This is a genomic window from Glutamicibacter uratoxydans (assembly GCF_006539925.1).
GTDB classification, from domain to species: Bacteria; Actinomycetota; Actinomycetes; order Actinomycetales; family Micrococcaceae; genus Glutamicibacter; species Glutamicibacter uratoxydans.
Map to the genome: position 1 here is coordinate 118,473 of NZ_BJNY01000005.1, position 22,498 is coordinate 140,970.

18 protein-coding genes are annotated in these 22,498 nt (G+C 61.2%); 5 read left to right on the forward strand and 13 right to left on the reverse strand.

The window, feature by feature from the left end; genetic code table 11:
• Positions 1-152 precede the first annotated feature (152 nt).
• Positions 153-614, forward strand: coding sequence for a hypothetical protein (locus tag AUR04nite_RS05195; RefSeq protein ID WP_141362664.1), 462 nt, complete (start codon positions 153-155; stop codon positions 612-614).
• A 241-nt stretch (positions 615-855) separates the two neighbouring features.
• Here AUR04nite_RS05195 and AUR04nite_RS05200 read toward each other — a convergent pair whose 3' ends face one another.
• Both AUR04nite_RS05200 and purN read right to left on the reverse strand, forming a co-directional pair.
• Positions 856-2,340, reverse strand: a complete 1,485-nt coding sequence (locus AUR04nite_RS05200) for an SDR family oxidoreductase (protein ID WP_141362666.1) — start codon at positions 2,338-2,340, stop codon at positions 856-858.
• Positions 2,341-2,384: 44 nt separating this feature from the next.
• Positions 2,385-2,954, reverse strand: a complete 570-nt coding sequence (purN, locus tag AUR04nite_RS05205) for a phosphoribosylglycinamide formyltransferase (RefSeq protein ID WP_141362668.1) — start codon at positions 2,952-2,954, stop codon at positions 2,385-2,387.
• Positions 2,955-3,065: 111 nt separating this feature from the next.
• Between purN and AUR04nite_RS05210 the strand changes: the two genes are divergently transcribed.
• Positions 3,066-3,587 carry a DinB family protein gene (locus tag AUR04nite_RS05210; RefSeq protein ID WP_141362670.1) on the forward strand — a complete coding sequence of 174 codons (522 nt, stop codon included), beginning with the start codon at positions 3,066-3,068 and terminating at the stop codon, positions 3,585-3,587.
• Positions 3,588-3,680: 93 nt separating this feature from the next.
• On the opposite strand, the gene AUR04nite_RS05215 is transcribed toward AUR04nite_RS05210, so the two are convergent.
• The 8 genes from AUR04nite_RS05215 to AUR04nite_RS05250 all read right to left on the reverse strand — a co-directional run bounded on the left by AUR04nite_RS05215 (position 3,681) and on the right by AUR04nite_RS05250 (position 15,560).
• Positions 3,681-4,970: a cell division protein PerM gene (locus AUR04nite_RS05215; RefSeq protein WP_141362672.1), complete on the reverse strand. Its 1,290-nt coding sequence runs from the start codon at positions 4,968-4,970 to the stop codon at positions 3,681-3,683.
• A gap of 113 nt (positions 4,971-5,083) precedes the next feature.
• Positions 5,084-5,893, reverse strand: coding sequence for an HpcH/HpaI aldolase family protein (locus tag AUR04nite_RS05220; protein ID WP_141362674.1), 810 nt, complete (start codon positions 5,891-5,893; stop codon positions 5,084-5,086).
• Positions 5,878-6,663, reverse strand: coding sequence for a 2-oxo-hept-4-ene-1,7-dioate hydratase (gene hpaH / locus AUR04nite_RS05225; RefSeq protein ID WP_141362676.1), 786 nt, complete (start codon positions 6,661-6,663; stop codon positions 5,878-5,880). Before hpaH ends, AUR04nite_RS05220 begins: the two co-directional genes overlap by 16 nt.
• A gap of 226 nt (positions 6,664-6,889) precedes the next feature.
• Positions 6,890-7,576 (reverse strand): CE1759 family FMN reductase, encoded by a 687-nt coding sequence (locus AUR04nite_RS05230; protein ID WP_141362678.1) that lies wholly within the window; start codon positions 7,574-7,576, stop codon positions 6,890-6,892.
• A 1,159-nt stretch (positions 7,577-8,735) separates the two neighbouring features.
• Positions 8,736-9,908: a Wadjet anti-phage system protein JetD domain-containing protein gene (locus tag AUR04nite_RS05235; RefSeq protein ID WP_170184101.1), complete on the reverse strand. Its 1,173-nt coding sequence runs from the start codon at positions 9,906-9,908 to the stop codon at positions 8,736-8,738.
• A gap of 2 nt (positions 9,909-9,910) precedes the next feature.
• Positions 9,911-13,297, reverse strand: coding sequence for an ATP-binding protein (locus AUR04nite_RS05240; RefSeq protein WP_141362682.1), 3,387 nt, complete (start codon positions 13,295-13,297; stop codon positions 9,911-9,913).
• Positions 13,294-14,073 carry a DUF4194 domain-containing protein gene (locus AUR04nite_RS05245; protein ID WP_141362684.1) on the reverse strand — a complete coding sequence of 260 codons (780 nt, stop codon included), beginning with the start codon at positions 14,071-14,073 and terminating at the stop codon, positions 13,294-13,296. Before AUR04nite_RS05245 ends, AUR04nite_RS05240 begins: the two co-directional genes overlap by 4 nt.
• Positions 14,070-15,560 carry a DUF3375 family protein gene (locus tag AUR04nite_RS05250; RefSeq protein ID WP_141362686.1) on the reverse strand — a complete coding sequence of 497 codons (1,491 nt, stop codon included), beginning with the start codon at positions 15,558-15,560 and terminating at the stop codon, positions 14,070-14,072. Before AUR04nite_RS05250 ends, AUR04nite_RS05245 begins: the two co-directional genes overlap by 4 nt.
• Positions 15,561-16,089: 529 nt before the next feature.
• Here AUR04nite_RS05250 and kynA point away from each other — a divergent pair.
• Entirely contained in the window at positions 16,090-16,953 is an 864-nt protein-coding gene (kynA, locus tag AUR04nite_RS05255; protein ID WP_141362688.1) for a tryptophan 2,3-dioxygenase, read from the forward strand.
• Positions 16,943-17,779: a PaaX family transcriptional regulator gene (locus tag AUR04nite_RS05260; RefSeq protein WP_141362690.1), complete on the forward strand. Its 837-nt coding sequence runs from the start codon at positions 16,943-16,945 to the stop codon at positions 17,777-17,779. Before kynA ends, AUR04nite_RS05260 begins: the two co-directional genes overlap by 11 nt.
• On the opposite strand, the gene AUR04nite_RS05265 is transcribed toward AUR04nite_RS05260, so the two are convergent.
• Both AUR04nite_RS05265 and AUR04nite_RS05270 read right to left on the reverse strand, forming a co-directional pair.
• Entirely contained in the window at positions 17,776-19,149 is a 1,374-nt protein-coding gene (locus AUR04nite_RS05265) for a CoA transferase (RefSeq protein WP_246055380.1), read from the reverse strand. The genes AUR04nite_RS05260 and AUR04nite_RS05265 overlap by 4 nt on opposite strands.
• Positions 19,150-19,266: 117 nt before the next feature.
• Positions 19,267-20,010 carry a LysM peptidoglycan-binding domain-containing protein gene (locus tag AUR04nite_RS05270; RefSeq protein WP_141362692.1) on the reverse strand — a complete coding sequence of 248 codons (744 nt, stop codon included), beginning with the start codon at positions 20,008-20,010 and terminating at the stop codon, positions 19,267-19,269.
• Between the two features lie 602 nt (positions 20,011-20,612).
• On the opposite strand from AUR04nite_RS05270, the gene AUR04nite_RS05275 reads away from it, so the two are divergent.
• Positions 20,613-21,791 (forward strand): YihY/virulence factor BrkB family protein, encoded by a 1,179-nt coding sequence (locus AUR04nite_RS05275; protein WP_141362694.1) that lies wholly within the window; start codon positions 20,613-20,615, stop codon positions 21,789-21,791.
• Here AUR04nite_RS05275 and AUR04nite_RS05280 read toward each other — a convergent pair.
• Entirely contained in the window at positions 21,762-22,493 is a 732-nt protein-coding gene (locus AUR04nite_RS05280) for a M50 family metallopeptidase (RefSeq protein WP_170184102.1), read from the reverse strand. The genes AUR04nite_RS05275 and AUR04nite_RS05280 overlap by 30 nt on opposite strands.
• Positions 22,494-22,498: the final 5 nt, after the last annotated feature.

The following is a 22,498-nucleotide window of genomic DNA, read 5'->3' on the forward strand; positions in this document are numbered from 1 at the left end:
CAAGAAAACTGTGTACCCCGCTGGCTTCACGCAGAAAAATCATGCGTTCTCGTGTAAATCAAACAAGAAAACTACTTGGTCTGGGCGAGCTCAGGGAACCATCCTATACAAACCTACGCAGATGCATATCCACTCGTTCAGATAGGTGTCTGATGCCGTCTATAAGCGAAGCCATTGGCCGGTGGAAGAAAACTGGAAAGGGAGAAGAGGCTGATGTCATCAACGTTTTTATTGCGTTCGGCAAGCAGAAAAGTCCGTTTCCCGATCTGGACTATATAGAGCCGATTATTGCGGTTCTGGCTACTGAGGAAGAGTGTGCTGCACTGGAGGCTTCATACGAAGAAGTGAAAGTCAGCTGGGAGACCAGACGCATTCATAACTCCCTAGGAGGTGGCCTTTCTGACGGTGAGGTCCTCTATCTCGCGCATGCCTCGTTGGAACCTTACGACGTGGACTCGGATGGGAACCAAATCTATGGGATTATGCAGTCGCCAAACCCTGAAGGTGTCTTCCTTACTGAAGAAGAAGCTCGCCGGAATGCCCAGGACTACTACCTGCAAAAGGTAACTGTTGGCGAAGTATCGATCCTCGGCGTGGGCGAAATCTTGGACTAGGCTCAGTCGTCAAGAAAAGACGGAACTGTCGCAGATCCCAGCAAGGCAGGTCTGTTGCATGCCAACTACGTGATTACCACGCGGCCTCCAGCACCTGACGATCAAGCGATGCGACGCATTCACCACTAAAGCCGATCCCCCAGTGATTTCCGCCTCGACAAGCCAGAACGATGTAATCTCCGCATTCTTCAATGCGGCGATGCTTTGTCCGCTTATTGACTCAATCTTTGCGGTTCCCGATTTACCATGGCGAGGGTTCGTAGTCCTTGAGGAAGCAGCCATAGAGATCGATGCCCCGTTCGCCGTCGACGATCGGCTGGTAGACCCGGGCCGCTCCGTCGATCAGATCCAGAGGCGCATGCCATCCTTCGGCCACCATGCGGACCTTGGAATCGTGCGGACGCTCGTCGGTGATCCAGCCGGTATCCACCGCGCTCATCAGGATGCCGTCGGTCTTGAGCAGCTCTTCGGCGCTGGTGCGGGTCATCATGTTCAGCGAAGCTTTGGCCATGTTCGTGTGGGGATGACCTGCGCCTTTATAGCGGCGGGAGAACTGCCCCTCCATCGCGGAGACGTTGACGATGTATTTGCGGCGGGCTCCGCTCGCCGCCAATGCCGGGCGCAGCCGCGATGCCAGCAGGAACGGAGCGGTGACGTTGCACAGCTGCACTTCCAGCATCTCCAGCGCATCGACATCCCCGAGGATCTGGGTCCAGGAATTCTCGGTGACGATATCCGGGACCAGGCCGCCGGCGTCGATGGCGGTGCCCGCCGCAATGCGTTCAAGGGAGGCCGAGCCGGCGGTCATGGCCAAATCTGCCAGCTTCTGCGCGTCATACTCCCCCAGTGCACTGGGGGCGAGCAGGGCGGAGTCCTCCAGGCGGAAGGCGCTGGCCAGCGCCCGCGGGTGCTCTGCCGGCGGGTTGGTCTGGCCCCAGAGTTCCGGGCCACCGGCGGCTGCCAGTTCGGGTGCCAGGGGCTGGGATTCAGCCTCGATCAGGTGCTGGTAGGAGTTGGTGGTGCGGCGCACCGTCTGGGCCGCATTGTTGATCAGGATGTCTAGCGGGCCTTGGGCCGCAACGCGGTCTGCCAGCGAGATGACCTGGGCAGGGTCGCGCAGGTCGATGCCCACGATACGCAACCGGTGCAGCCAGTCGGCGGAGTCCTCGACGGCGGCAAAGCGGCGTGCCGCATCCTTGGGGAAACGCGTGGTAATGGTGGTGTGGGCCCCGTCGCGCAGCAGGCGCAGGGCAATGTGCATGCCGATCTTTGCCCGGCCGCCGGTGAGCAGCGCACGCTTGCCGCTCAAATCGGCCCTGGCATCGCGGCGCTCGCGGCCTGCCGCCGCGCACTCAGGGCAGAGGTAGTGGTGGAATGCGTCAACCGTGGTGTAGCGCTTTTTGCAGATATAACAGCCGCGCGGCCGGCGGAACTCTCCGGCGCTCTCCCCCTCGATTGCGGTGCTCAGGTCCAGTCCGAGCGTTTCGTCGTCCAAGCGGTTAGGAGAGCCGGTGGCTGTGCGTTCGATGACTGCACGGTCGGCGGCGCTGATTTCTGCACGCTTCTGCGACTTGCGATAGCGTTTGGCGGCCTTGAACATGTTGCTGGTGGCGCGGCGTACGGCGATGTGCCGTTCGTCGGCGGAATCCAGCTGGTGCACCACCGAAAGCACTTTCAGTGCGGTGGCAAGTTCAGCGTCGGTGAAAAGTTCGGGTTGTTCAGTCATCTCTGAACCAATTTTAGTCTGAACTTTTCTGCCGTGCTGCGCCCCTAGGCCTTGGCGGCCAGGTCTGCCAGGGTCGCGATCAGCAGGCGGCGCTCGACCACCTTGATGCGCTCATGCAGGCTCTCTTCGGTGTCCGCCTCGTCAATGGCCACTGCTTCCTGGCGCAGGATGGGACCGGTGTCCACACCGGCGTCTGCAATGTGCACGGTGCAGCCGGTGACCTTTACGCCGTAGGCCAGCGCATCGCGCACACCGTGGGCTCCAGGGAAGGAAGGCAGCAGGGCCGGGTGGGTATTGATGTAGGTGCCGTCGAAGGCGTTGATGAACTCTTCGCCGACGATGCGCATGAACCCGGAGGAAACCACGTAGTCCGGCTCGTAGGACAGGCACTTTTCGGTCAGCGCATGGTTCCATTCGCCGCGGTCGTCGTAGTCCTTGAAGTTCACAACGAAGGTTTCAATGCCGGCGTCGGCGGAGCGCTGCACGCCGAAGGTGCCATGCTTGTCTGCACCCACCGCCGCGATCTCGACGTTGGGCAGCTCGCCGCTGGCCACAGCATCGATGACTGCCTGAAGATTCGAACCGGTGCCTGACACCAAGACCACAATACGCATGGGTCTTATTCTACGGTTTACCAGCCCCTGTCATATCGTCATCAAACCCGCGGGTGGGGAATCGCCGGTCATAGACTGAAGGAGCCCTGCCATTTTCTTCAAGGAGCAGCCATGAGCCAGATCATCCCGGATGACAAAAACTGGACCTTCGTATTGGAATCGGTCTGTCCCGAATGCAAATACGACGTCCGCGGCATCACCCCTGGCGACGTCGTTGCGCAGCTGGGCGGCTACGTCGAGCGCTACGTCCCCCTGCTTGCCGGCGAGCAGGCGCGCACCCGCACCAATCCTGCACGCTGGAGCGATCAGGAATACGTGCTGCATGTGGCGGAAATGCTGGTGGTCATGGACCAGCGCCTTGACCTGATGCTGCAGAATACCGATCCGACCTTCCCGAATTGGGACCAGGACCAGGCCGCCGAGGCAGGCCGCTACAACGACCTAGACGCGCAGGAGGCGGAGTCTAAGCTGCGCACTGCGGCGGCCGCCTACACCGCCAAGCTGGCTTCCATCGATCCCGCCGACTACTCGCGTCGCGGACTGCGCTCCAACGGAGCGGCCTTCACTGTAGAAACCCTGACCCAGTACGCCTGGCATGATGTGATCCACCACCTCTGGGACCTGACCAAGTAGTCCCTCCGCCAGGCAAAAACGAATGGTTTTGGCTGCATGCCGTGGTGGCATGCGGCCAGAACCATGTCTGTTCGATGAGGCTATTGTGAAAGCCTAACCCTCAAGCACCGGGTCGGCTTCGAAGAGCGGGGCGATCAGGTAGCCGATGGCGGTTCCCACGCCGATCTGCAGGGCCAGTGCTCCAGCGGTCACCCACAGGTGCGGGCCGATCTCCGTGAGCCTGCCGATGCCCAGCGAACCGGAGGCCAGCCACGAACCGATCAGGCTCAGTGCCCCGGCGACGATGCCGGTGAAGATCGACAGGCAGGCGGTCGAAGCGCCCAGCGCCAGCGCATTGAACGGGATGCGGCGGGCAAACCAGTCTTCCAGGTGGTTCTCCCCCACCCGCAGGAAGTACCAGCCAGCAACGATGCCTGCCAGCACCGGGATCAGCAGGAACAGCCACTGGTTGGCAGGCTCCCCCGAAGGCAGGGCGGCGAGCATCGGGACCGAGGGCAGCGGGCCCACGGTGGTTTCAAGGGTGGACAGCGTGCTGCCGGTGCCCAAGCTGAATCCGCCGCCGCTGATCCAGGAGAGCACCCAGAACACCGCGTTGGGGATGAAGGCCAGCTGGGTGAGCGTCAGGGCCGCGGAGCCGATGGGCCCGGGACGCAGTTCCTGGGACACGTTGGCCACGTCGGTCCAGTGCAGGCCCAGGGCCAGGGTGAGCAGGATGCCGGAGAGACCTATCGCCGCAATATAGCCGAGGAATCCTGACACCATGACATGCCAGACATAGGATCCGGCCCAGCGCCGGTGCGGGGAGATGCTGCGGATATAGGCGGCAGTGTCCATGCCGACCAGGCGCCCCCAGGACCCTGCCTCGCGCCGGGCTCCGACGATCAGCCCGGCTGCGGCAATGATCAGCGGGATGAAGGTGGCGGACAGGATGTTGACCTGGCCGTAGTCGTTGTTGGACAGGTAGCCGATCCCCGTGCCCAGCACGCCGTAGGCGGCGAACGCTCCGGCAAGCCCCTGCCACAGCTGGTCGGTGTAGGAGGCCCGGGCAATGCGGCGCCCAGCGCGCAGGCAGAACAGGAAGGGCAGCAGGCTCAAGCCCAGAGGCATCAGGGTGAGCCATCCGGTGACGGAGCTGGGGTCCGCTTCGGGGCCGACGTTGAACACCTCGATGGGAACGCCATGGATCAGCAGCCAGATGAAGCCGCCGAACTGCAACATGACTTCAAAGGAGTCCTCGAGGAAGCCTCCGCTGAAGTACACGGCGACCAGCGGCAGGGTAATCAGCGCGAGGCAGAAGACGACGGACTGCAGAATCTCGAAGACGCCCTGCAGCGCAAGGGGCATCGGCCATCCGTTGCGCAGGCGCAGCATCACGGCTCTCATGGGTTTCTTTTCGGGGCTCATCATCTTCCATGGTGCCACCATCGGCGCCGACCGATCATGATTGACGCGCAACGATGGCACCACACCGGCACCCGCCTCCGGCGGGCCGGGCGCTAGTAGCTGTCCGGGGCCTTGCCGGTGGAATCTTCGCTGTAGCTTGCTGCCAGCGCCTCGGTGGAGCGGGCCAGCAGCGCCACGTCGGCGCCCACGCCCACGTACTGGGCTCCGGCTTGAATGTACTTGCGGGCGGTGGCCTGATCAAAGGCATTCACTCCCACGTACTTGCCGGCAGCGCGTGCGGCCTTGATCGACGCCATCACGCCGGCCACCACCTCGGGGTGGTTCTGCTGGCCGATCACGCCCATGGAGGCCGCCAGGTCTGACGGGCCAATGAAGATGCCGTCCAGGCCCTCGGTGGCGAGGATCTCCTCCACGTTCTGAACCGCCTGAGCGGATTCGATCTGCACCATCACGGTGATGGTGTCCCCCGCACGGTTCAGGTAGTCCGGGATGCGGTTCCAGCGCGCCGAGCGGGCCAGCGCCGAACCGACGCCGCGCACTCCCAGCGGCGGGTAGTGGCAGGCGGCTACCGCGGCGGCGGCCTGTTCGGCGTCGTTGACCATGGGGATGATCAGCGACTGCACGCCCAAGTCCAGGAACTGCTTGATGATCACCGGGTCGTTGACCGGAGGGCGGACCACCGGCACCACCGGGTAGCCGCGCACCGCCTGCAGCTGGGCTAGGATGCTGCCCAGGTCATTGGGCGAATGCTCGCCGTCGATGAACAGCCAGTCGAATCCGGCTCCGGCGCAGATTTCCGCGACCAGTGCCGAGCCGGAGCAGACCCAGACGCCCGCCAGCGGCTTGTCGGCGTTCTTCAGCGCGTCTTTCAGCGATGGATCTGGTTCTACTCGAAATGGCATGTCACGGTTCCCAACGCTCCGTAGTCTGCAAAGACCGTGTCGTTTTCGTAGACCCACATTGGGCGGGTGAAGGATCCGGCAAGGATCAGTTCGCCGGCGTTGAGCTTGTCGCCGTGGGCCGCGATCTTGTTGGCCAGCCAGTACACGCCGGCGGCAGGGTGGTTCAGCACGCCGGCGGCCACGCCGGTCTCTTCCACGGTCTGGTTCTTGAACAGGATGCCCGATACCCAGCGCAGGTCCACTGCTTCGGGCTTGACCGGGTTGCCGCCGATCACCATGGCGCCCATGGCCGCGTTGTCGCTGATGGTGTCCACAATGGTGCGGCCTTCCATCTCAATGCGCGAATCCAAGATTTCAAGGGCTGGGATGACGTATTCGGTGGCTTCGAGCACATCGAAGATGTTCGCGTTGGGGCCCTCGATGTCCTTCTTGAGCTTGAAGGCGAGTTCCATCTCGATGCGCGGGTGGGTGTATTCGCTCCACTTCACGGTGCAGCCCGAGTCCAAGACCATGTCGTCGAAGATGATGCCGTAGTCGGGTTCGGTGATGCCGGTGGCCATCTGCATGGCGCGGGAGGTCAGTCCGATCTTGCGTCCTGCCAGCACGCGGCCGTTGGCTTCGGAGCGCTGGCGCCACAGGTTCTGCACCCGGTAGGAGTCCTCGACGGTCATTTCTGGGTAACGCGCGGTCAGGCGGGGTACTGGGGTACGTGTGACTCCAGCCTGGACCAGCTCATCGGCAATTGCCGTGATGGTTTCCTCGGATAGCATCGGCTGCTGCACCTTTCGAACTAGGCTTTTAGCTTCTGAGCGCCGCCGCCATACCGCGGCATCATGGCAGCGCTCACATGTTTTGATGGTATCGAGCTTAGGCAGGCATGGCACATCGTACTAACATTTTCTTTCCCGGATTTCCGCGGGAGTCCGCGCATAAAAAGTCCCGCCGCCGGTAGCCGTTGCAGGCTTCCGGCGCCGGGATCCAGGAAGAGTTGTCCCGCTAGTTGATGCCTGCCCGCACGTTGGCCAGCAGGGCTTCGAAGGGCAGGGAGGTCATGTCGTCGTTGGGGTCGGCCAGGTCGCTGACCGACGGGGCGATCGAGCGGGTGTCGCCCAGGTCTGCATCCGGCGGCAGCTCGCTGTCCACCGAGGCCAGGGAGGCGACAACTTCGCGGGCCACGCGCTTGGTGCGGTCGGCCAAGGTTCCCGATAGCCCCTCGCCGCCGAAGTCTTCGGAGGAGGCGAAGACCGTGGTGGGCATGATCTGGGTGCGCAGGTAGGCGAAGATCGGGCGCATGGCGTAGTCGATGGCCAGCTGGTGGCGGGTGGTTCCGGCGGATGCCGCGAGCACTACCGGCTTGTCCTGCAGCGACTTCGGATCCAGGATGTCGAGGAATGACTTGAACAGCCCCGAGATGGATGCGGTGAACACCGGGGTGACGGCAACCAGGACATCGGAGGCGGCTACGGCGTCGATGACCCGCTGCAGTGCGGGGGCGGCAAAGCCGGTGAGCATATTGTTCGTGATATCGCTGGCATATTCCCGCAGTTCAATGTTGGTGACATCTGCCTGCACGCCGGCGGCCGCCAGCTGGGCTGCGATGCTCTGGCCAAGCTGGCTGCCCAGCAGCGAGGAGCTCGACGGGGTTCCCAGACCGCCACTGATCACTACAACTGACTTGCTCATCGTTCACGCCTTTCTCAACTTTTTATATGCGTATGCATGTATCAACCATGGCCGGCGCGAGACTATTCCCCAGTTTTCAAAAAACTTTCAATGATGTTCCTTCTCATCAAAACTGACGCTTTCTCACCCACTTGATACTTGTCCCATCCAACTTGACAGTTGACTCAGGATCTTGCGACGCGATTCCGAATTGACTAAGAACTTAGTACTGGCGATAAGTTCGAATAGTGCTCACCTTTCCTTCTCAGTCAATCGAGCCCTTACCTTCGATCGACTTTTGTCGAGTCGAATACGTTCTTGACGGAGTGCATCGAGAGATTACCTGTCAAGACATGGTCCGGTTCCCATTTGAAGAATGCACTCAAGTTCGCCACTTTCCCGCTTAGTCTCATAACGGCAACTACTCTGGACATTTGTTACTAAGCTATTCGACGCGACACAGGCCGTAAATCTCATTCCATGTCCGTCGTGCATCGGCATCGTAGGCGGCGCACGGAGAGATGAACGAACGCATGAGCGATGACAGCTACTGCGAATCATCAATGGCTCGTCTGCGTGGTTGATCAAGAGCAATGAGTGACCGCTGGAGACCTCCGAAGGAGAAATAAGCGGTGCTTCAAAAGTCAGCTTAGGCAGCGATGTGGACACACCGGGAGATGAGAATCAAGCCTTTTCGCCCCATAAATTGTCTAATCGTGAAGCATTTTGATATGTATTCATCAATCATTCAGCGCGAGTACAAGGGTTCGATGAGCGATCGTTCCCAGTCGGTGAAGAGACATAATCATGTACATGATTCGTAGTACTGAGTTCAAGGTCTAAATGACATGGGAAATTGTGCCCTGACCTCTCGCGGCAGCTCGTAGTACTTCGATTGCCTATTCGTACCTCGGGATCCTTTGATAGGCAAGCGAATACTGACATGTGAGACTTTTCGGGACTCGTGTCTCTTCATGTAACACAACACGAGTGAATCTTGATGAGGAGCTGATCCGATCGCGCAACGAGCCGCGGCACCCGGCCCATGTGCAGTGGTAATACCGGCAGAGCCGACGAAGTCGCCTATGTCGGTTAGAGATTCAAAGCGGAGATTTCACCTCTCCACGGCCTATCTTCATCGAGAGAAGCTGAGGGGCGTTCGAGTCAGTGCATAGTTACGTTATCCGGAGGTAATCTGCGCTCGGATCAGGTTGATGCTTATTGCCGCTCGCTCCAGTGGGATGCGCTCCTGTTCGATCCGGCGGTGCCCTCGAAGTTGTGGGTCGACGAGACGCAGATACAGCTTTTTCTCGCTCGCACGAAGCCGATCGACAGCTTTCGGATCGCTCGCGACGATCACTCTCCCGCGCTTGTCATGGTTCGTGCCGAAGTGCTCGAACTCGTCGTACGCCTCCACGTCCATGAGTATCGTGTCGATGTCTCTGTCGAAGTCAGCCCGGTATCCGTTGAGGATCTCGAGTCCTTCCTTGTCGATGTCGCCCCAGTAGACGATGACGGGAGCGTTGCGGATCCAGTCGAAAGCGGCCAGTGTCTTACCTCCACTGCCCTGACCCTCGACGCTGATGCCACCGACGATGGCCGGAAAATAGATCGCCGTGTCCTTATTCTCTGAGATGACAACGACTTCGGGCTCGTACGCTGGACGGAACGCGTCTCCGACGGTGGCCGAGTCGTGAAGCCGAAGACCCGACGTCCGGTGCCGAGGATCCAGGTATGTGAAGTGAATGCGCGACGGGTGGTTCGGCAGGACTCCGAGTTCGTCAAGACCAGTGAGTGCTCGCACACCCGCCCCGTGATTCTGCAGCCACTTAGCGTGGACCCCGGGAATCGGAATCTGTCGCGGCGTGACGCCGAGCCGAGAGCGTGACGGGTCAGCAATGAACCAATCGGCAACCGTGAGCAGGAGCTCGAAGTCCGTGTCGTGGTACTCGTCGACCATGCGGACGATCTGCCCAGCATCGGCGACTTCGGGGAACCGAAAACGTACGATCTCAAGGCGTTCGCGCCCACGGGTGAGACGCGTTGGCCAGCCGTCGGCGACGATCGCTGCGGCATGGTCAATCGAGTCAATCCGCGCGTGGGTAGGCACTGCCTGCGTTGTGCCGCCTCGAGCCGCGCGATTCGTGTACTCGAGCGCGACGCCGCGTACGCGAGCCCAGTCTTGCCACTCGACAGTTTTCGCGTGAATCGCGGCGTAGTCATGACGCAGATCGGCGGCCGTCGGCCGACCAAGCGGGAATCTATGAGGAAACGCCTGCTCAACGCCGGAGAGATCCGAGTGCCACCGTGCGATTAGACGGCGGCGAATGTCGATCGTGATGGTCTCAGGCATTTTCATCTGGCATCCTCGGCGTCAGGGGCGTCCTGAAGATCGACAACGAAGGAGTAGCCGCGTTCGTTCTTCGTGACGGTCAGAAGCAGGTCCATGTGCGGCTCCAGCGCCGTGACCTTGTCCAGAGGCGCGCCGATGACAAGCTGGAACCCGAGGTCCTGCCAGGCGCGAACCGACCGTCCGGCGAACTCGCTGTCAGATTTCACGAAGCCTTCGTCGAGGAAGACTGGCGCGAACCTCGGCCGCGAGCGCGTCTCATCGCCGAGCTGGTATCGCAGCGCAGAGCCGACGATGAACGCGACGAGCTCTTGAGTCTCACCACCGGATTTGCCCCCGAGAGAGTCATGGGTAGCGATCTCGCGCCGGTTCGTGATGTCATCGAGAACAACCGCAGTGATGACGACGTGCTGACGCACGTCCAGGTACCGATCGCGTTGCGACGTCGAAGTCCGGCCTTCGGGGATGGCGATGCGCGTCATGAATTCGCGGAGCCTTGTAAACCGAGTCATGATCTGGTGGTCGGACATCTCGAGCGCGAGCCCCGACGACAGCTCTCGCAGCCCCCGGCGGAACTTGATTAGATCATCGCTCTGCAGGCGTCGCGACTTGATCTGCAGCACGCCCTTCCCGCCGAATGGGAGATTCTCGAGGATTCGGTTGATCGGCTTGAGTCGCTCTTCGATGTCCTCGAGGGCGAGGTCGAATGCGTCATTAAGGCCCAGAAGATCATCACTAGACCATGTGGCGAGCTCCCGGCGCCAGCGGTCGCGGCGCTCGTGCAACCCCTCGGAGCGGATCTTATCGAGGATCTCGCGGTAGCCGTCGGCGGATACTGCGGAAGTACCGAGGTTGTGCTCATCCCAACGCGCTTTGTATCCCTCGAACATGCTCTCCATCGAGCTGGTGGCTCGATGGGCGCGCTGCCGGGCAGCGAGGATCTCATCGTTCAACCGCTTGCGCAGAGCGCGCGTGTTCGCGTTAAAGGCCTTGAGGTCCGTAGCGTCCCAGTTGGCAGCGAACAGATCATCCAGATATGCATGCTGCGCGTCGGTGACCGTAGCGGTCTGGGTGACGACGATCTCCTCAACGCCGTCCTGGACCATGTCCTGCTCGGAGACGAGGTCGTCATGCTCTTTGGTAAGCGCTTTGAGCCGTTCCTCGGCGAGCACCCTCACGCGCGTAGCTTCCTTGAACAGCGGATTGATCTGCTCTTCCTCGGCTTCCAGCGCGTCGAGGATCGAGTTCGCTGCGCGCAGCCGATGAATCTCGGCCTCGAGCCCGCGGATTCGCAAATCGAGGCCGAGCCGGTCAATGCTGGCCCACTCGGTGTCCACGACGAATTGGTGTGCGTCACGCTGGAGGCCCAGACTGCTGAGCCTCGTTCGGATGGCCTTGATCTGGCTCTGCACAGCACCGATCTGCGGATCGAGCTCAGCGAGCTGCATCTCGATGTCAGCGAGTCGACGCTCGTTGGAGAAGCCGATGATGTTGCCGTCATTGGACTCGCCGTGCGCTCCACGACTCCCGTTGCGCGTCTGCCCTGATGGGGTGACGCGTGCGCCGGGGCCGCTGAGAGACCCTGAGTCAGGCACGCAGAGGTGGTCAACATTGTCGCCACTCACACGTTTCTGGACCCACGCGGAGAAGGGTGAGTTCTTGAATGCGAGCTTCCCCGAAATATAGTTGGGGTTTCCGCGCCACTCCTGGTGTTCCTCGAGCAGAATGGCATCGTAATTTAGTCGGGGACTGATCCGGAGGCTGTCGATCGCTGCCGAGAACCTGTCGCGAATGCGACTGTCGATGAGAAGCGTGCGCGCGATGCCGCCGAGCGTGTTCTCCACAGCGGTTCGCCAGTGCGCCTCGTCCGGAAGTACGTCGATGAGCTCGGCTACGAACGGCAGCTGGGTCTCGGGATCGAGCCCAGCAGCCTCGGCCATGGCGACTCGAGCGAGGTGCATTCGTTTCGGTACGGCGCTCTTGCGGTTCGCAAGCGAGCGTTTCTCATCGAGGAGTTCGAGCCGACGGCTCGTCAGGGGCGCGAGTTTGAGCTGGGCGGCGTCCTCCTCTGCATGGAGCGCTCGTTCGCGCTCCTCGAATAGCGCAAGGAATTCGGCGGAGTCATACTGCGCTTTGACGAACTGCTCGGCGGACTCAGGTACGACGAGGTCGATTTTTTCCGTGCGGGTCTGGAATCTGAGGAAGGCCATATGGACTTGCTCCTGGCTGCGTTCGAGCCGGGCAATCTCTTGCTTGCGCTTATCAATGGCCTCGCCGCCGTTGCTGCGCTTCTCCTCCCCGATCTGGGCGAGCCTCTCTTCGTACTGGGACTGTTCGGCCTTCGCTTTGAGGAGCTTGGACGAGACGCTGCCGTGCTCGGTTCGGTTCTTGTCCACGGCCGCGTCGAGTAGCGCACGTTCAGTCCGCAGCCGCCACAGTCGGAAGGGCGAGGGGCCTTCGAGGTCCGCACCAAATTGGCTGATGAAATGCTCCGTTGCCTCTGCATCCGTCAGCTCTTTCTGCAGTTCAGGAAGGCGCGCCAGTGCTTTTTCTTTGTTCGCGGCATCAACCATCTTGGTGTAGGAGGCCTCGAGGTCGGAAAAGTGCATGAGCGCGGTGTCGGCTGCCTCGTATGTGATCGGCTGTTCAAGCACCATGGTCTTGTACAGTCCATCGACGCGCTTGACCTCCATGCCGGCCTGGACACGGGCGAGCAGGCGCATAGCCTTCCGTCCACCGTCTCCTCCGCCGATGTCTAGACGGGTGTGGATGGTGGCCTCGAATTCACGGAACGTGTTAAAGGTCGTCAACCCGGGGATGCTGGTCTTGAGCGCGCGCTTCTCGAAACGTGCGGTTGCCAACGGCTCTAGACGTGAGATGTCGAAATAACCTTCGAAGGCCGCATAGGTCGTGGTGACGTCAGAGGTCACGCTCGCACCGGACTTCGCGAAGTAGAAGCGCGCGACTGTGTAGCGACGGCCACCGTCGTTGACGAACGTCCCGGCCAGTGCTCCCCAAATCGGCTCGCCGTCACCGCCGCGCAAGACCTGATCTCTCATCTCGCCCGTGCCGTCCACGCTGTTGGCGTCCATCTTGCCTCGCAGGTAGCTCAGCAGGTTGCGCTGATCAGCTGAGCGGGCGCGTCCACCTGCGTCGTTGGACGCACCATTGAACGGGATGTCCGAGGGCATCATCAATGCGAGGTACGCGTCGAGCACTGTGGACTTGCCAGTACCGCTCGCGCCGGACATCAGTGTAGAGCCGGGTGAAAACTTCACCTCATGCCGCCCGTGGAACCCGCCCCAGTTCGCCATCTGGAGCGACTCTATGCGCCACTGCGCATGATCGGGGACAGGCGCAGTCTGAATGGGAATCACTATATCGAGCGTCATTCTCTCTCCTCCATCTCGAACAATTGATCGGGCCTGTCATCGCCGTCGAGTGCGTCGTCATCCCGCTCGCCGACATCGGTACTGTTCTGCGTCATGAACCACGCCAGCAGCGCACGGAGCTTCTCGATCGGCATGAGCACTTCGATAATCGGCGAGATCCGGAACCGATCCGGGTCGCCGGTCTTCAGGAGCACACCCGCCGTGTTCAGGTTCTCGATTGCTTTGTCCGCTCGCTTCTGATCCATGGCGCGGTCCGTCGCGTGCTCCGGCCTTTGACCTGCCACCTCGTCAAGCAGGCTCTGCCGGTCCACGAACACAGCGTCGTCGTTCTCCTGGCGCTGCGCGAAAAACCGCTGTCGGAGATGCATCATGACGATGGTCTCCTCTTTCTGGTGTGCGAGGTCGTTCAGCAGCGACGGCAGCCGGTCTCCGGTCTCAGTGCGAGCCTGACGCTTGAATGCCACCTGGTACCCACGGTCGATGTGCAGCTCGAGGTACAGGTCATTGAGGCGACTCTTAATGAGGTCCTGGTCAGCGACGAGCGTCGCCCACTGCTCGGGATGCCGATCAGCGGAGATGTACCGCTGCTTCAGTAGCGCGTGCAAACAGCGGCGCTGCTCTGGGTAGAGCGTGCCGGTGTCGCCCTCGAACATCGCCAGGCTCACTTCCTCGCCCTCGTCTTCAAGGTTCGGTGCGGGCTCGTCGAGGGCGTCGAGGAATCTGAGCGCGTCCTCACCAGTGCCATCGTCCGCATTATCACGAAGAATGTCGGTCAACTGTGTGCTCCTTCGTCACTGACGTCGGTTGTTGTCTGTATGGCTGTTGACGGCATGTGGAATCGGCGGGTGCTTCCATCCGGACGCACGGCCAGGACCTCCTCCCGCAGCGCAGGGTCAATCTCGGCCCCGATACGGGTGAATAGGTGCAGCAGCCCAAGGACTTCGACTGGGCGGCGCAGATCAACGGGCAGGTCGTTGAACACCGTTGCCACAGATTCGAGATCGCCCGTGCTTAGCTTCGCCTCGATGTGCTCGCCCAACTGATCGAGAGAAGGCCCACCCTGCTTACGGATTTCGTCCAGCGAGAGCGCCGCAGGCGCTTGGCTAGACACGTCCTCGAGCGGTGCAGGTGCTCGTTCACTGTCGGGATCGAAGGTGCGGAACCGAAGCGCGGCGATGTCTAAGGCCGGCGGAATGATCTCAACGTCCACCCGGTCTCGTGCTCGGGCCGACTGCATCCACATGCGCATCTCGCGGTCGATGCCTTTGAGCGCCACGTCAAGCTCTCGGTTGCGGACGTGGTCATAGTTCTCGATATATTCGCGAAGGGTGGCGCTCGCTCGATGGCGCTGCTCCAAGACGTCGTCCCTTCCACGGCGGATCACGTTCACGGCCGTCCGCAATTGACGCGTCTCGTCGGGCAGGAGCATCCCCGCCAGCGGGTGCGCCAGGATCCGCTCAAGATCGTCGCGCAGGCTCATCAGCCAGTCGCGATTGCGCAACAACTCCGTCGCACCCTCAAACGCCCGGCCTTCCGGAGTCGAGGACAGCAGCATGGCCGACTGCTCGAGGTAGTCATCAACGACTTCGCCGATCGGGCGCTCCTCCTCGCGGAACTTCTTCGCGATGGCCCGGTGCATGTCGCGGACGGCTTCTTCGACGCGGCGAAAGTCCGACGGCAAGCCGTCGAGCTCGCGCAGCACATTCGAAAATTGTTCCGTCAGCTCTGACTCGGTCACCTGCGGCATTTCACCACCCGAGTCCAGGCGCTCGTACTCGCCCTGCAGACGGGCTATCTCCTCAGCTAACCGGCGCTTGTGTTCCTCGCGGTCCGGGTTCGCGGCCAAGGCGGCTTCGGAGATGACGCGGCGCATGGTCTCGATGCGCGACAGGGAGACATTCAGCTGCGTCCGCGTGGCCCGTGTGACATATTCGAGAGCTTGCTTGGCATCGCCGGTCAGCTGGTACGTCTCCTCGCTCTGGCCAGGGTCGCGGTAAAGCCAGCGCTCGCGCACCCACTGCATGGCCAGCGTCTTCCCTGTGCAGTCCTTCGCGACATCGTACCCACCGGCGCGCAGCTCATCGAGCAAAGCGTCGACGACGGTGTGGAACTGCTCGACCGAGACTTGCTGCGCGTCCTCGGGAAAGGCGTTGGCGAACAATGGCAGTGCGATGCTGGCGGACTTGCGGTCCAACAACTTCAGGGTTGGCGTGTTTAGGGCAGCCTCGATTCGGGCCACGTCACCTTCGATCCTGCTCGCCATTGTGCCCTCTCCATTGCCGTGATCTCCCAGGCCATGCACACGCTGAGCGTAGCAGGTGCTACTGACATTACGAGATATGCCGATGCTCCGCTGCTTCCAAAGAGTGGGAGAAGTGCATGGGTGCTTCTTGCGTCACGTCGACGTCGCACCCAACGGAACAGATCGCTTGCCACTAGCCAGTTCGAGTATGTACCTAATAGCACTAGTCATATGGTCAATAAGAGACGGCTACGAAAGAAAAATGCGGATGTTTCGAAAGCTATCCTCTGACGTGGTGCGGACGAAAAGTCGTGCACGAAGCTCGGCAATACTTATGAGTCTCAGAATGTGAATCCGCATTTTTGGCAATATGCAATTACTGCCAACCTAGTTGAGGCAATGACCGAATCTCGGATTGTCTTGGAAGCCCGTAATTCCACTGTCGATGCGTCTCACGTACTTTCATGTTTGATGCCACAGGACAAAAGATTATCCAGCAATGACTTTTCACTATTGTGACGATCGCTAAGTTCTTGATAACCTGTGCGTCATGAGCACAGAGCAGTCAGCAGCAAATCAGCGCGACATCGAAGAAGGCGTCCGCACAGACTTCCGCAACACCATGTCCTACGGAAGCTACCTGGACCTTGAACGCATCCTCTCCGCGCAGCATCCGGTCAGCAATCCGGAGCACCACGACGAGATGCTGTTCATCATCCAGCACCAGACCTCCGAGCTGTGGCTGAAGCTGATGTTGCATGAGCTCGTCGAAGCCCGCCGCCTGCTCGATGCAGACGACATCGGCAAGGCGCTGAAGTGCCTGGCCCGCGTCAAGCACATCCAGAAGACCCTGACCGAGCAGTGGTCGGTGCTGGCCACCCTGACCCCGCGCGAGTACGCACAGTTCCGCGGCTTCCTCGGCTCGGCCTCGGGCTTCCAGTCCTTCCAGTACCGTGCCGTGGAATTCATCCTGGGCAACAAGCATGCAGGCATGCTCAAGGTGCACCAGGCAGACCCCAAGGCCCACGAGCTGCTGGAAAACTTGCTGCATGAGCCGACCCTCTATGACGCGTTCCTGGCGGCGTTGGCGCGCAACGGCTACGACATCCCGGCAGAGATCTTGAACCGCGACGTGACCAAGCCATGGAGCTTCCAAGAATCCCTGATCCCGGTCTTCAAGAAGATCTACGAATCGGAAGACACTCTGTGGAGCCTCTACCAGGCCTGCGAGGACCTGGTGGACGTGGAAGACAACTTCCAGGCCTGGCGCTTCCGCCACCTGCGCGTCGTGCAGCGCACCATCGGCTTCAAGCGCGGCACCGGCGGATCCTCGGGCGTCGACTTCCTCAAGCGCGCGCTGGACCTGACCTTCTTCCCCGAGCTCTTCGCGGTGCGCACCGAAATTGGCAGCTAGCAGCCAGCTCGGGGCATTCACCCTCGATGACTTCGAGGCCCGCAGCGGCAGCGCGACGTCGATCATCCGCACGATTGCAGGCCTCTATATAAGGCACGAATCAACACCGGTTGCGCGTGGCAAGGTCCTGGACCTGGCCGGCGCCGCCGGTGTCTCGGCACCCGCCGCGCAGACCGCGGTTTCCCGGCTGATCGACAAGTCGATCCTGGAAAACACCGACGAGTCGCGGCTTCGAGTTCCCGAAGCCGCCCAGGCAATGTTCGCCCGCGGCAACCGGCGCATCTTCACACCCCGGCAAATGCGCGACGAGGACCAGTGGTGTCTTGCCGCCTATTCGCTGCCCGAATCCATGCGCCCGGTGCGGCACCAGCTGCGCAAGCACTTCGGACAGCTAGGCGGCGGGCTCGCTGCCGCCGGACTCTGGATCTTCCCCGCCTACCTGCATGAGGAAGTCCTGCAGATCCTCACGGCGCTCCAAGTGCGCGCCCATGCCACTGTCTTCATCGCCCAGACTCACGACTTCCCCAGCACACCAGCCGAGGCGGCCAAAGCCTGGTGGGACTTGGACCGGCTGGAAGCACTGCACCACAGCTTCTTGGCACATGCAGAACAGCTGCCCGAAGCAGATACCGACGAGATGGCCTATCGAAACTACGTCTTGATGATCGATGCCTGGCGCACCCTGCCCTACCTCGACCCGGGCCTGCCGCCCATGATGCTTCCGGAGCACTGGCCGGGAACCAGCAGCAGGCGCCGCTTTGCCGAACTGAGCGAAGCGCTGGAACACAGGGCCTCGCACTTCGCCAGCCGGCTGCTGCGCGCCTAGGGCCACGCGGGAGCGTCTTTCGCATACTCCCGCGGGGCACACCGGTAGTCCATCACGCGCCCGTTGCGTTCGAAGGGCGGCAGTGCATACTCCAGGCGGCCGTGGGCGCTGAGGCAGCTTCCCATCGATGGCTCGCGCAGCTCGTGCACGGGTGCCGCCGGGGCGCCGAAGTCATAGAGCGCCTGCGCCGTGCGGGCCAGCGAAAATTCAACGTGTCCGCCCAGCCCCAGATGCCTGCGCCCATGAAGCAGCGAAATCACCGCGGCAGCCATCCCGTAGCCTGTGGCATGATCCAGGGCCTGCACCGGCAGCGCCCCTGGTGTGCCGTCTGGGCCCCGGTAGTCATGGGCGATGCCGCTTGCCGCCTGGACAATGCTGTCAAAGCCCCGGCGCTGCGCCCATGGTCCGGCAGTGCCCCAGGCGCTCAATGTTGCGACAACCAGCTGCGGGTAGCGCTCGCGCAGCTGGTCCAGTTCTAGGCCAAAGCGGGCAAGGGCCCCTGGCCGGTACCCCATGATGAGCACATCGGCGAGTTCGAGCAGCTGGTGGAGGACGGCCAAGGCCTCGCGTGCGCCGAAGTCCAGCTGTGCGCTGTATTTCCCAAATCCGGTATCCAGATGCTGGTCCAGAAGCTCTGGAGTGGCGGGCGGGTCGATGCGCAGCACCTCAGCGCCCAGCAGCGCCAAAGTCCGCGCAGCCACCGGGCCGGCAATCACTCGCGTCAGGTCCAGAATACGGATGCCGTCTAACGGCTTGGACAGGTCAGTCCCCTGCGGGCCTCGGACCGGTCCGTCAAGTTCATGGCACGTGAACTCGGCCCAGTGCTTCGATCGACTGTGCGCGGCAGGATCGCTTGACGTCCAGTGCTCGCGGGTATTAACCGCCGCGGCCACCCCGCCGGACGCTGCAATGAGCTCCTGGGCAGCCACCGCATCCAGCTCTCGCAGCGCCTGAGTAACTTGTTTCGGGTCTGAAATCTCCAGGGCGCGCAGCAGCGCCCGCTCATGGTGCGGGTAGTTGGCATGGGTCCGCAGCCAGCCGTCACGCGTCTGGAAGAATCGCGACAGCGGCGCAAACGCCGACGCAGCGCGCCCATCTATGCAAAGCTGCTTGGGCGAGTCAAAGGCGGCCGCCACTTGGTTTGCCCCTGCGGCACGGATCAAGCTGTCGGGCTCCCATTGAGCCAGCGCCCTGGACACCAGCTTCACCGAATCTATTGCAAGCGCTTCAACGTTCAGCGGCCCTGCCCACCAGCAGGTCGATTCCGCAGAATCGGCGGGTGACCCGCTAAGCAGCCCAGCGGCGTAGAATCCCGAGGCCAGGATACAGTCTCTGTCCATGGCCAGAGCGGAAAGCGATTGCGCATTCATGGCTGTAGCCTACAACCGGGTGCTGTCAGATTCTGCTTAACGGCGAAGATCCTCCGCATGGCCCAAGGCCACGGGGAGGATCTTCACAATGTCTTGCGACCGGACGTGCCTACAAAATTACTTGGTAGGAACGTTCAGGGTCTGGCCAACCATGATCAGGTCAGGGTTGCTCAGCTGGTCGGTGTTCAGCTCGAACAGTCCGCGCCAGTCCTGGATGCCCAGCTTCTGAGCAATCTTGAACAGGGTGTCGCCGGACTTGACGGTGTAGTTCTTGCCCGAATCGGTGACGTTCACGTTGTAGCTGATCTTTGCAGGTGCCTTAGCAACGTGCTTGCCGCTGGCAGCTGGTGCTACCGACTTGACCGACTTGGCTGGAGCAGCGCTGCGGACCGAGGTGCGCACGTAGTCGTTCGAGTACGACTTTGCAGCCTTCTTGGTGGTCTGAGTCGAGTAGGACTTCTTTGCGTACGAGGTCGACTTCTTCGCGGTCGAAGTGGTCGAGGTGCCCTTTGGCGAGCCGCTGATGCCCAGCTTGGCGGTGCAAGCAGGCCATGCGCCCCAGCCCTGGCTCTGCTGAACCTTGGTTGCTACGCGAATCTGCTCAGCCTTCGAGGCGTTGTGTGCCGAGCCCTGGCCGCCGTATGCACGCCAGGTCGATGGCGAGAACTGCAGGCCGCCGGAGTAGCCGTTGCCGGTGTTGATGGACCAGTTGCCGCCGGACTCGCACTGAGCCAGCTTGTCCCAGGTGCTTGAAGCGGATGCTGGAGCAGTGGTGGCAACCATTGCGCCGCCTGCTACTGCGAAAGCTGCAAGGGTGGCGCCGCCGCGGCGGATAATCTTCTTAGTCTTCTGCTGGATCATAATTCTCCAGTGCTCTTTCGACACTCAGGCCTTCCTAGGCCATCCTTGTGCACCGCTCAGCGTCGCATTTCGACGTTGATGAAATACTGCCCTGGCGAGCGGTCGGAAAGTCCCGGCAGTACCTGTTTCCCCATAACACCGCGAGTGTTATCGAAACGTTACAAAAGACTGTAGCCCACACCCCCGCACCCTCCGCAACTCAGGAATCTCTCAGAAACAGCGTAATCACAGGTCATTCCGCGCTAAAAAAAATTTAAATTCATCCTCCGTGACCCACTTCCGAAGGCCTCCAAAGCACGAAACACCCCAAAATGTTACGTTTCGGAGATGGTTCCAGCCTGCCTAAATGTGATATAGGTTCCACTCACTCGAGATGACGAAATCTTCCAAGGTTAGAACGGGACAGACGGCGATGAGCAGCTTCCTGTTGACGTTCACCCGGTGAACCACGCACTGCCCGCAGACAATACGGCAGCAGCGGCGCCCGCATCGAAGAAAAACTGCTCTTAGTTGAGCGTTCTCCCATGCAGTTAGCAGTGTTTCGGTAGTCTGAACCAAGGACCTATATCAATTGCCCTTCCGCGGGTAGCAGGAGAATACTGATGCCCAACATCCACAGGCTGAAGAAGCAGCGAATATGGGAAGCGGTGACATGCTTCCCGCGGGCGGCCCGCGAGTTCTTCAGAAACGACGGACTGGATACGGCCGCGTCGCTGACCTTCTTCATGGTCTTGGCGCTCTTCCCCGGGCTACTTGCCCTCATTTCCCTGCTGACATTCGCCGGCGCCAGCGAATCGGGCACCCGGTGGATCTTGGAAGTACTGCAGCTGGCGCTGGCTCCCAACGGAGAAGCGCTAACCGGCGAGTCCAAAGAGCTGATGGACATCGCCGAACAGTTCTTGGACACGCTCGCAGCCAACGCGTCGGGCACTACATTGGCCATTGTCTTAGGTTCCATCGGTGCGCTGTGGAGCACCTCGGCCTATGTCGTGGCCTTCGGGCGCGCGCTGAACAGGCTGTACGGTGTCCGCGAAGGGCGCCCGCAGTGGAAGCGCCGCCCTCAGATGTTCCTGATCACCGTCATCATCATGGTTTTGGCAGTGGTGTCCATGGCGTTGTTTATCGCAACAGGGACCGTCGCCCAAGGCCTTGGCAACATCCTGGGACTAGGCGACAGCTTCGTCACGATTTGGAACTGGGGCAAGCCGCCCGCGTTGCTCGTGGTCTTCCTACTCATCTTGGCGCTGCTCTACTACTACACGCCGAACGTCAAGCGCCCGAAATTCCAGTGGTTCTCCCCCGGCACAGTGACTGCCATCTGTGCTCTCGGCCTGTCATCGCTCGGCTTCAGCATCTACCTCAGCCGCTTCGCCACCTACTCGGCCACCTACGGAACCATCGGCGGACTCATCGTCCTGGTGCTGGCCAGCTGGCTGGGGAATATTGCGCTGATCATGGGAGCGCTGGTCGATATAGAGTTCATCCGGCTCAAGCAGCTGCGCACCGGCATGCCCTCAGCAGAAGAGGTGCAGCTGCCCCTGCGCGATTCGACGCTGATCGCGAAAAAGAATCTCTCCAACTACAAAGACCTCGTCCAAGCCCAGGAGATCAGGCTGCGGCACGGCGGGGACCCGCTGCAGGACATGGCCGTTGATCCGCGGGCCGCAATCCGTCCTAAAACCAAGGTCTTCCCGATAATCCTGGCGAGCGCTGCGACGTGGGCGGTGACGCGCTGGTCTTCTCGAAGAGGACTAGGCCGACGCAGAGGCGAGCGCGACTAGGCTCGTCCCTGCCCACCACAGGCACAGCCCACCGAGCACCAGCATGAGCAGCAGCCACAGTGAAGCAAAGGTGCCGGTCGATTCTGCAATGAGGTAGGCATCGGACTGGCGCAGGTCCCGCCGGCGCGTAGTGTGCACAGCCAGCAATTTGATGAAGTCCCTGATCCCCGAGCAGAGCAGGAATCCTGCTATTAACAACGCAAGGTAAAGGTAGGCGTTCACCGGGGCGAAAAACACCACGGCAAGAGCACCGGCGGCGCTGATCAAACAGACAAGCACAGCAGGCCAGTTCCGGGCGAAGAACAGCGCCAAGACAAAGAACAGCGCGAAAATTCCCAAGGCCCTGCCGGCAAAACCTGCAGAAATGGCCCACAGCATCACCGCGGAAACGAACAGCGGGGCCGGGTAGCCGAACAGGCCGGAGAAGATCACCGAGAACTTTCCGCGCCCGCGGCTGACCACCTCGCCCGAATGGTCCCAGCCCAAACGCAGGCCCATGACAAAGCGCCCGGTGAGCATCGCCGAAATAATGTGCCCCATTTCGTGGATCAGCGTCGAATACAACCCGGTGATGCGCCAGACTTGAGGCGGAACGACCAGCAGCAGAACGATTCCGGCAACGATGGCCCACTGCCATCCGGTCAAGTTCGATTCAACCGGTTGCCAGAGCCGCTGCCATGACTCACCAATATCAAGGTTCACGCTCA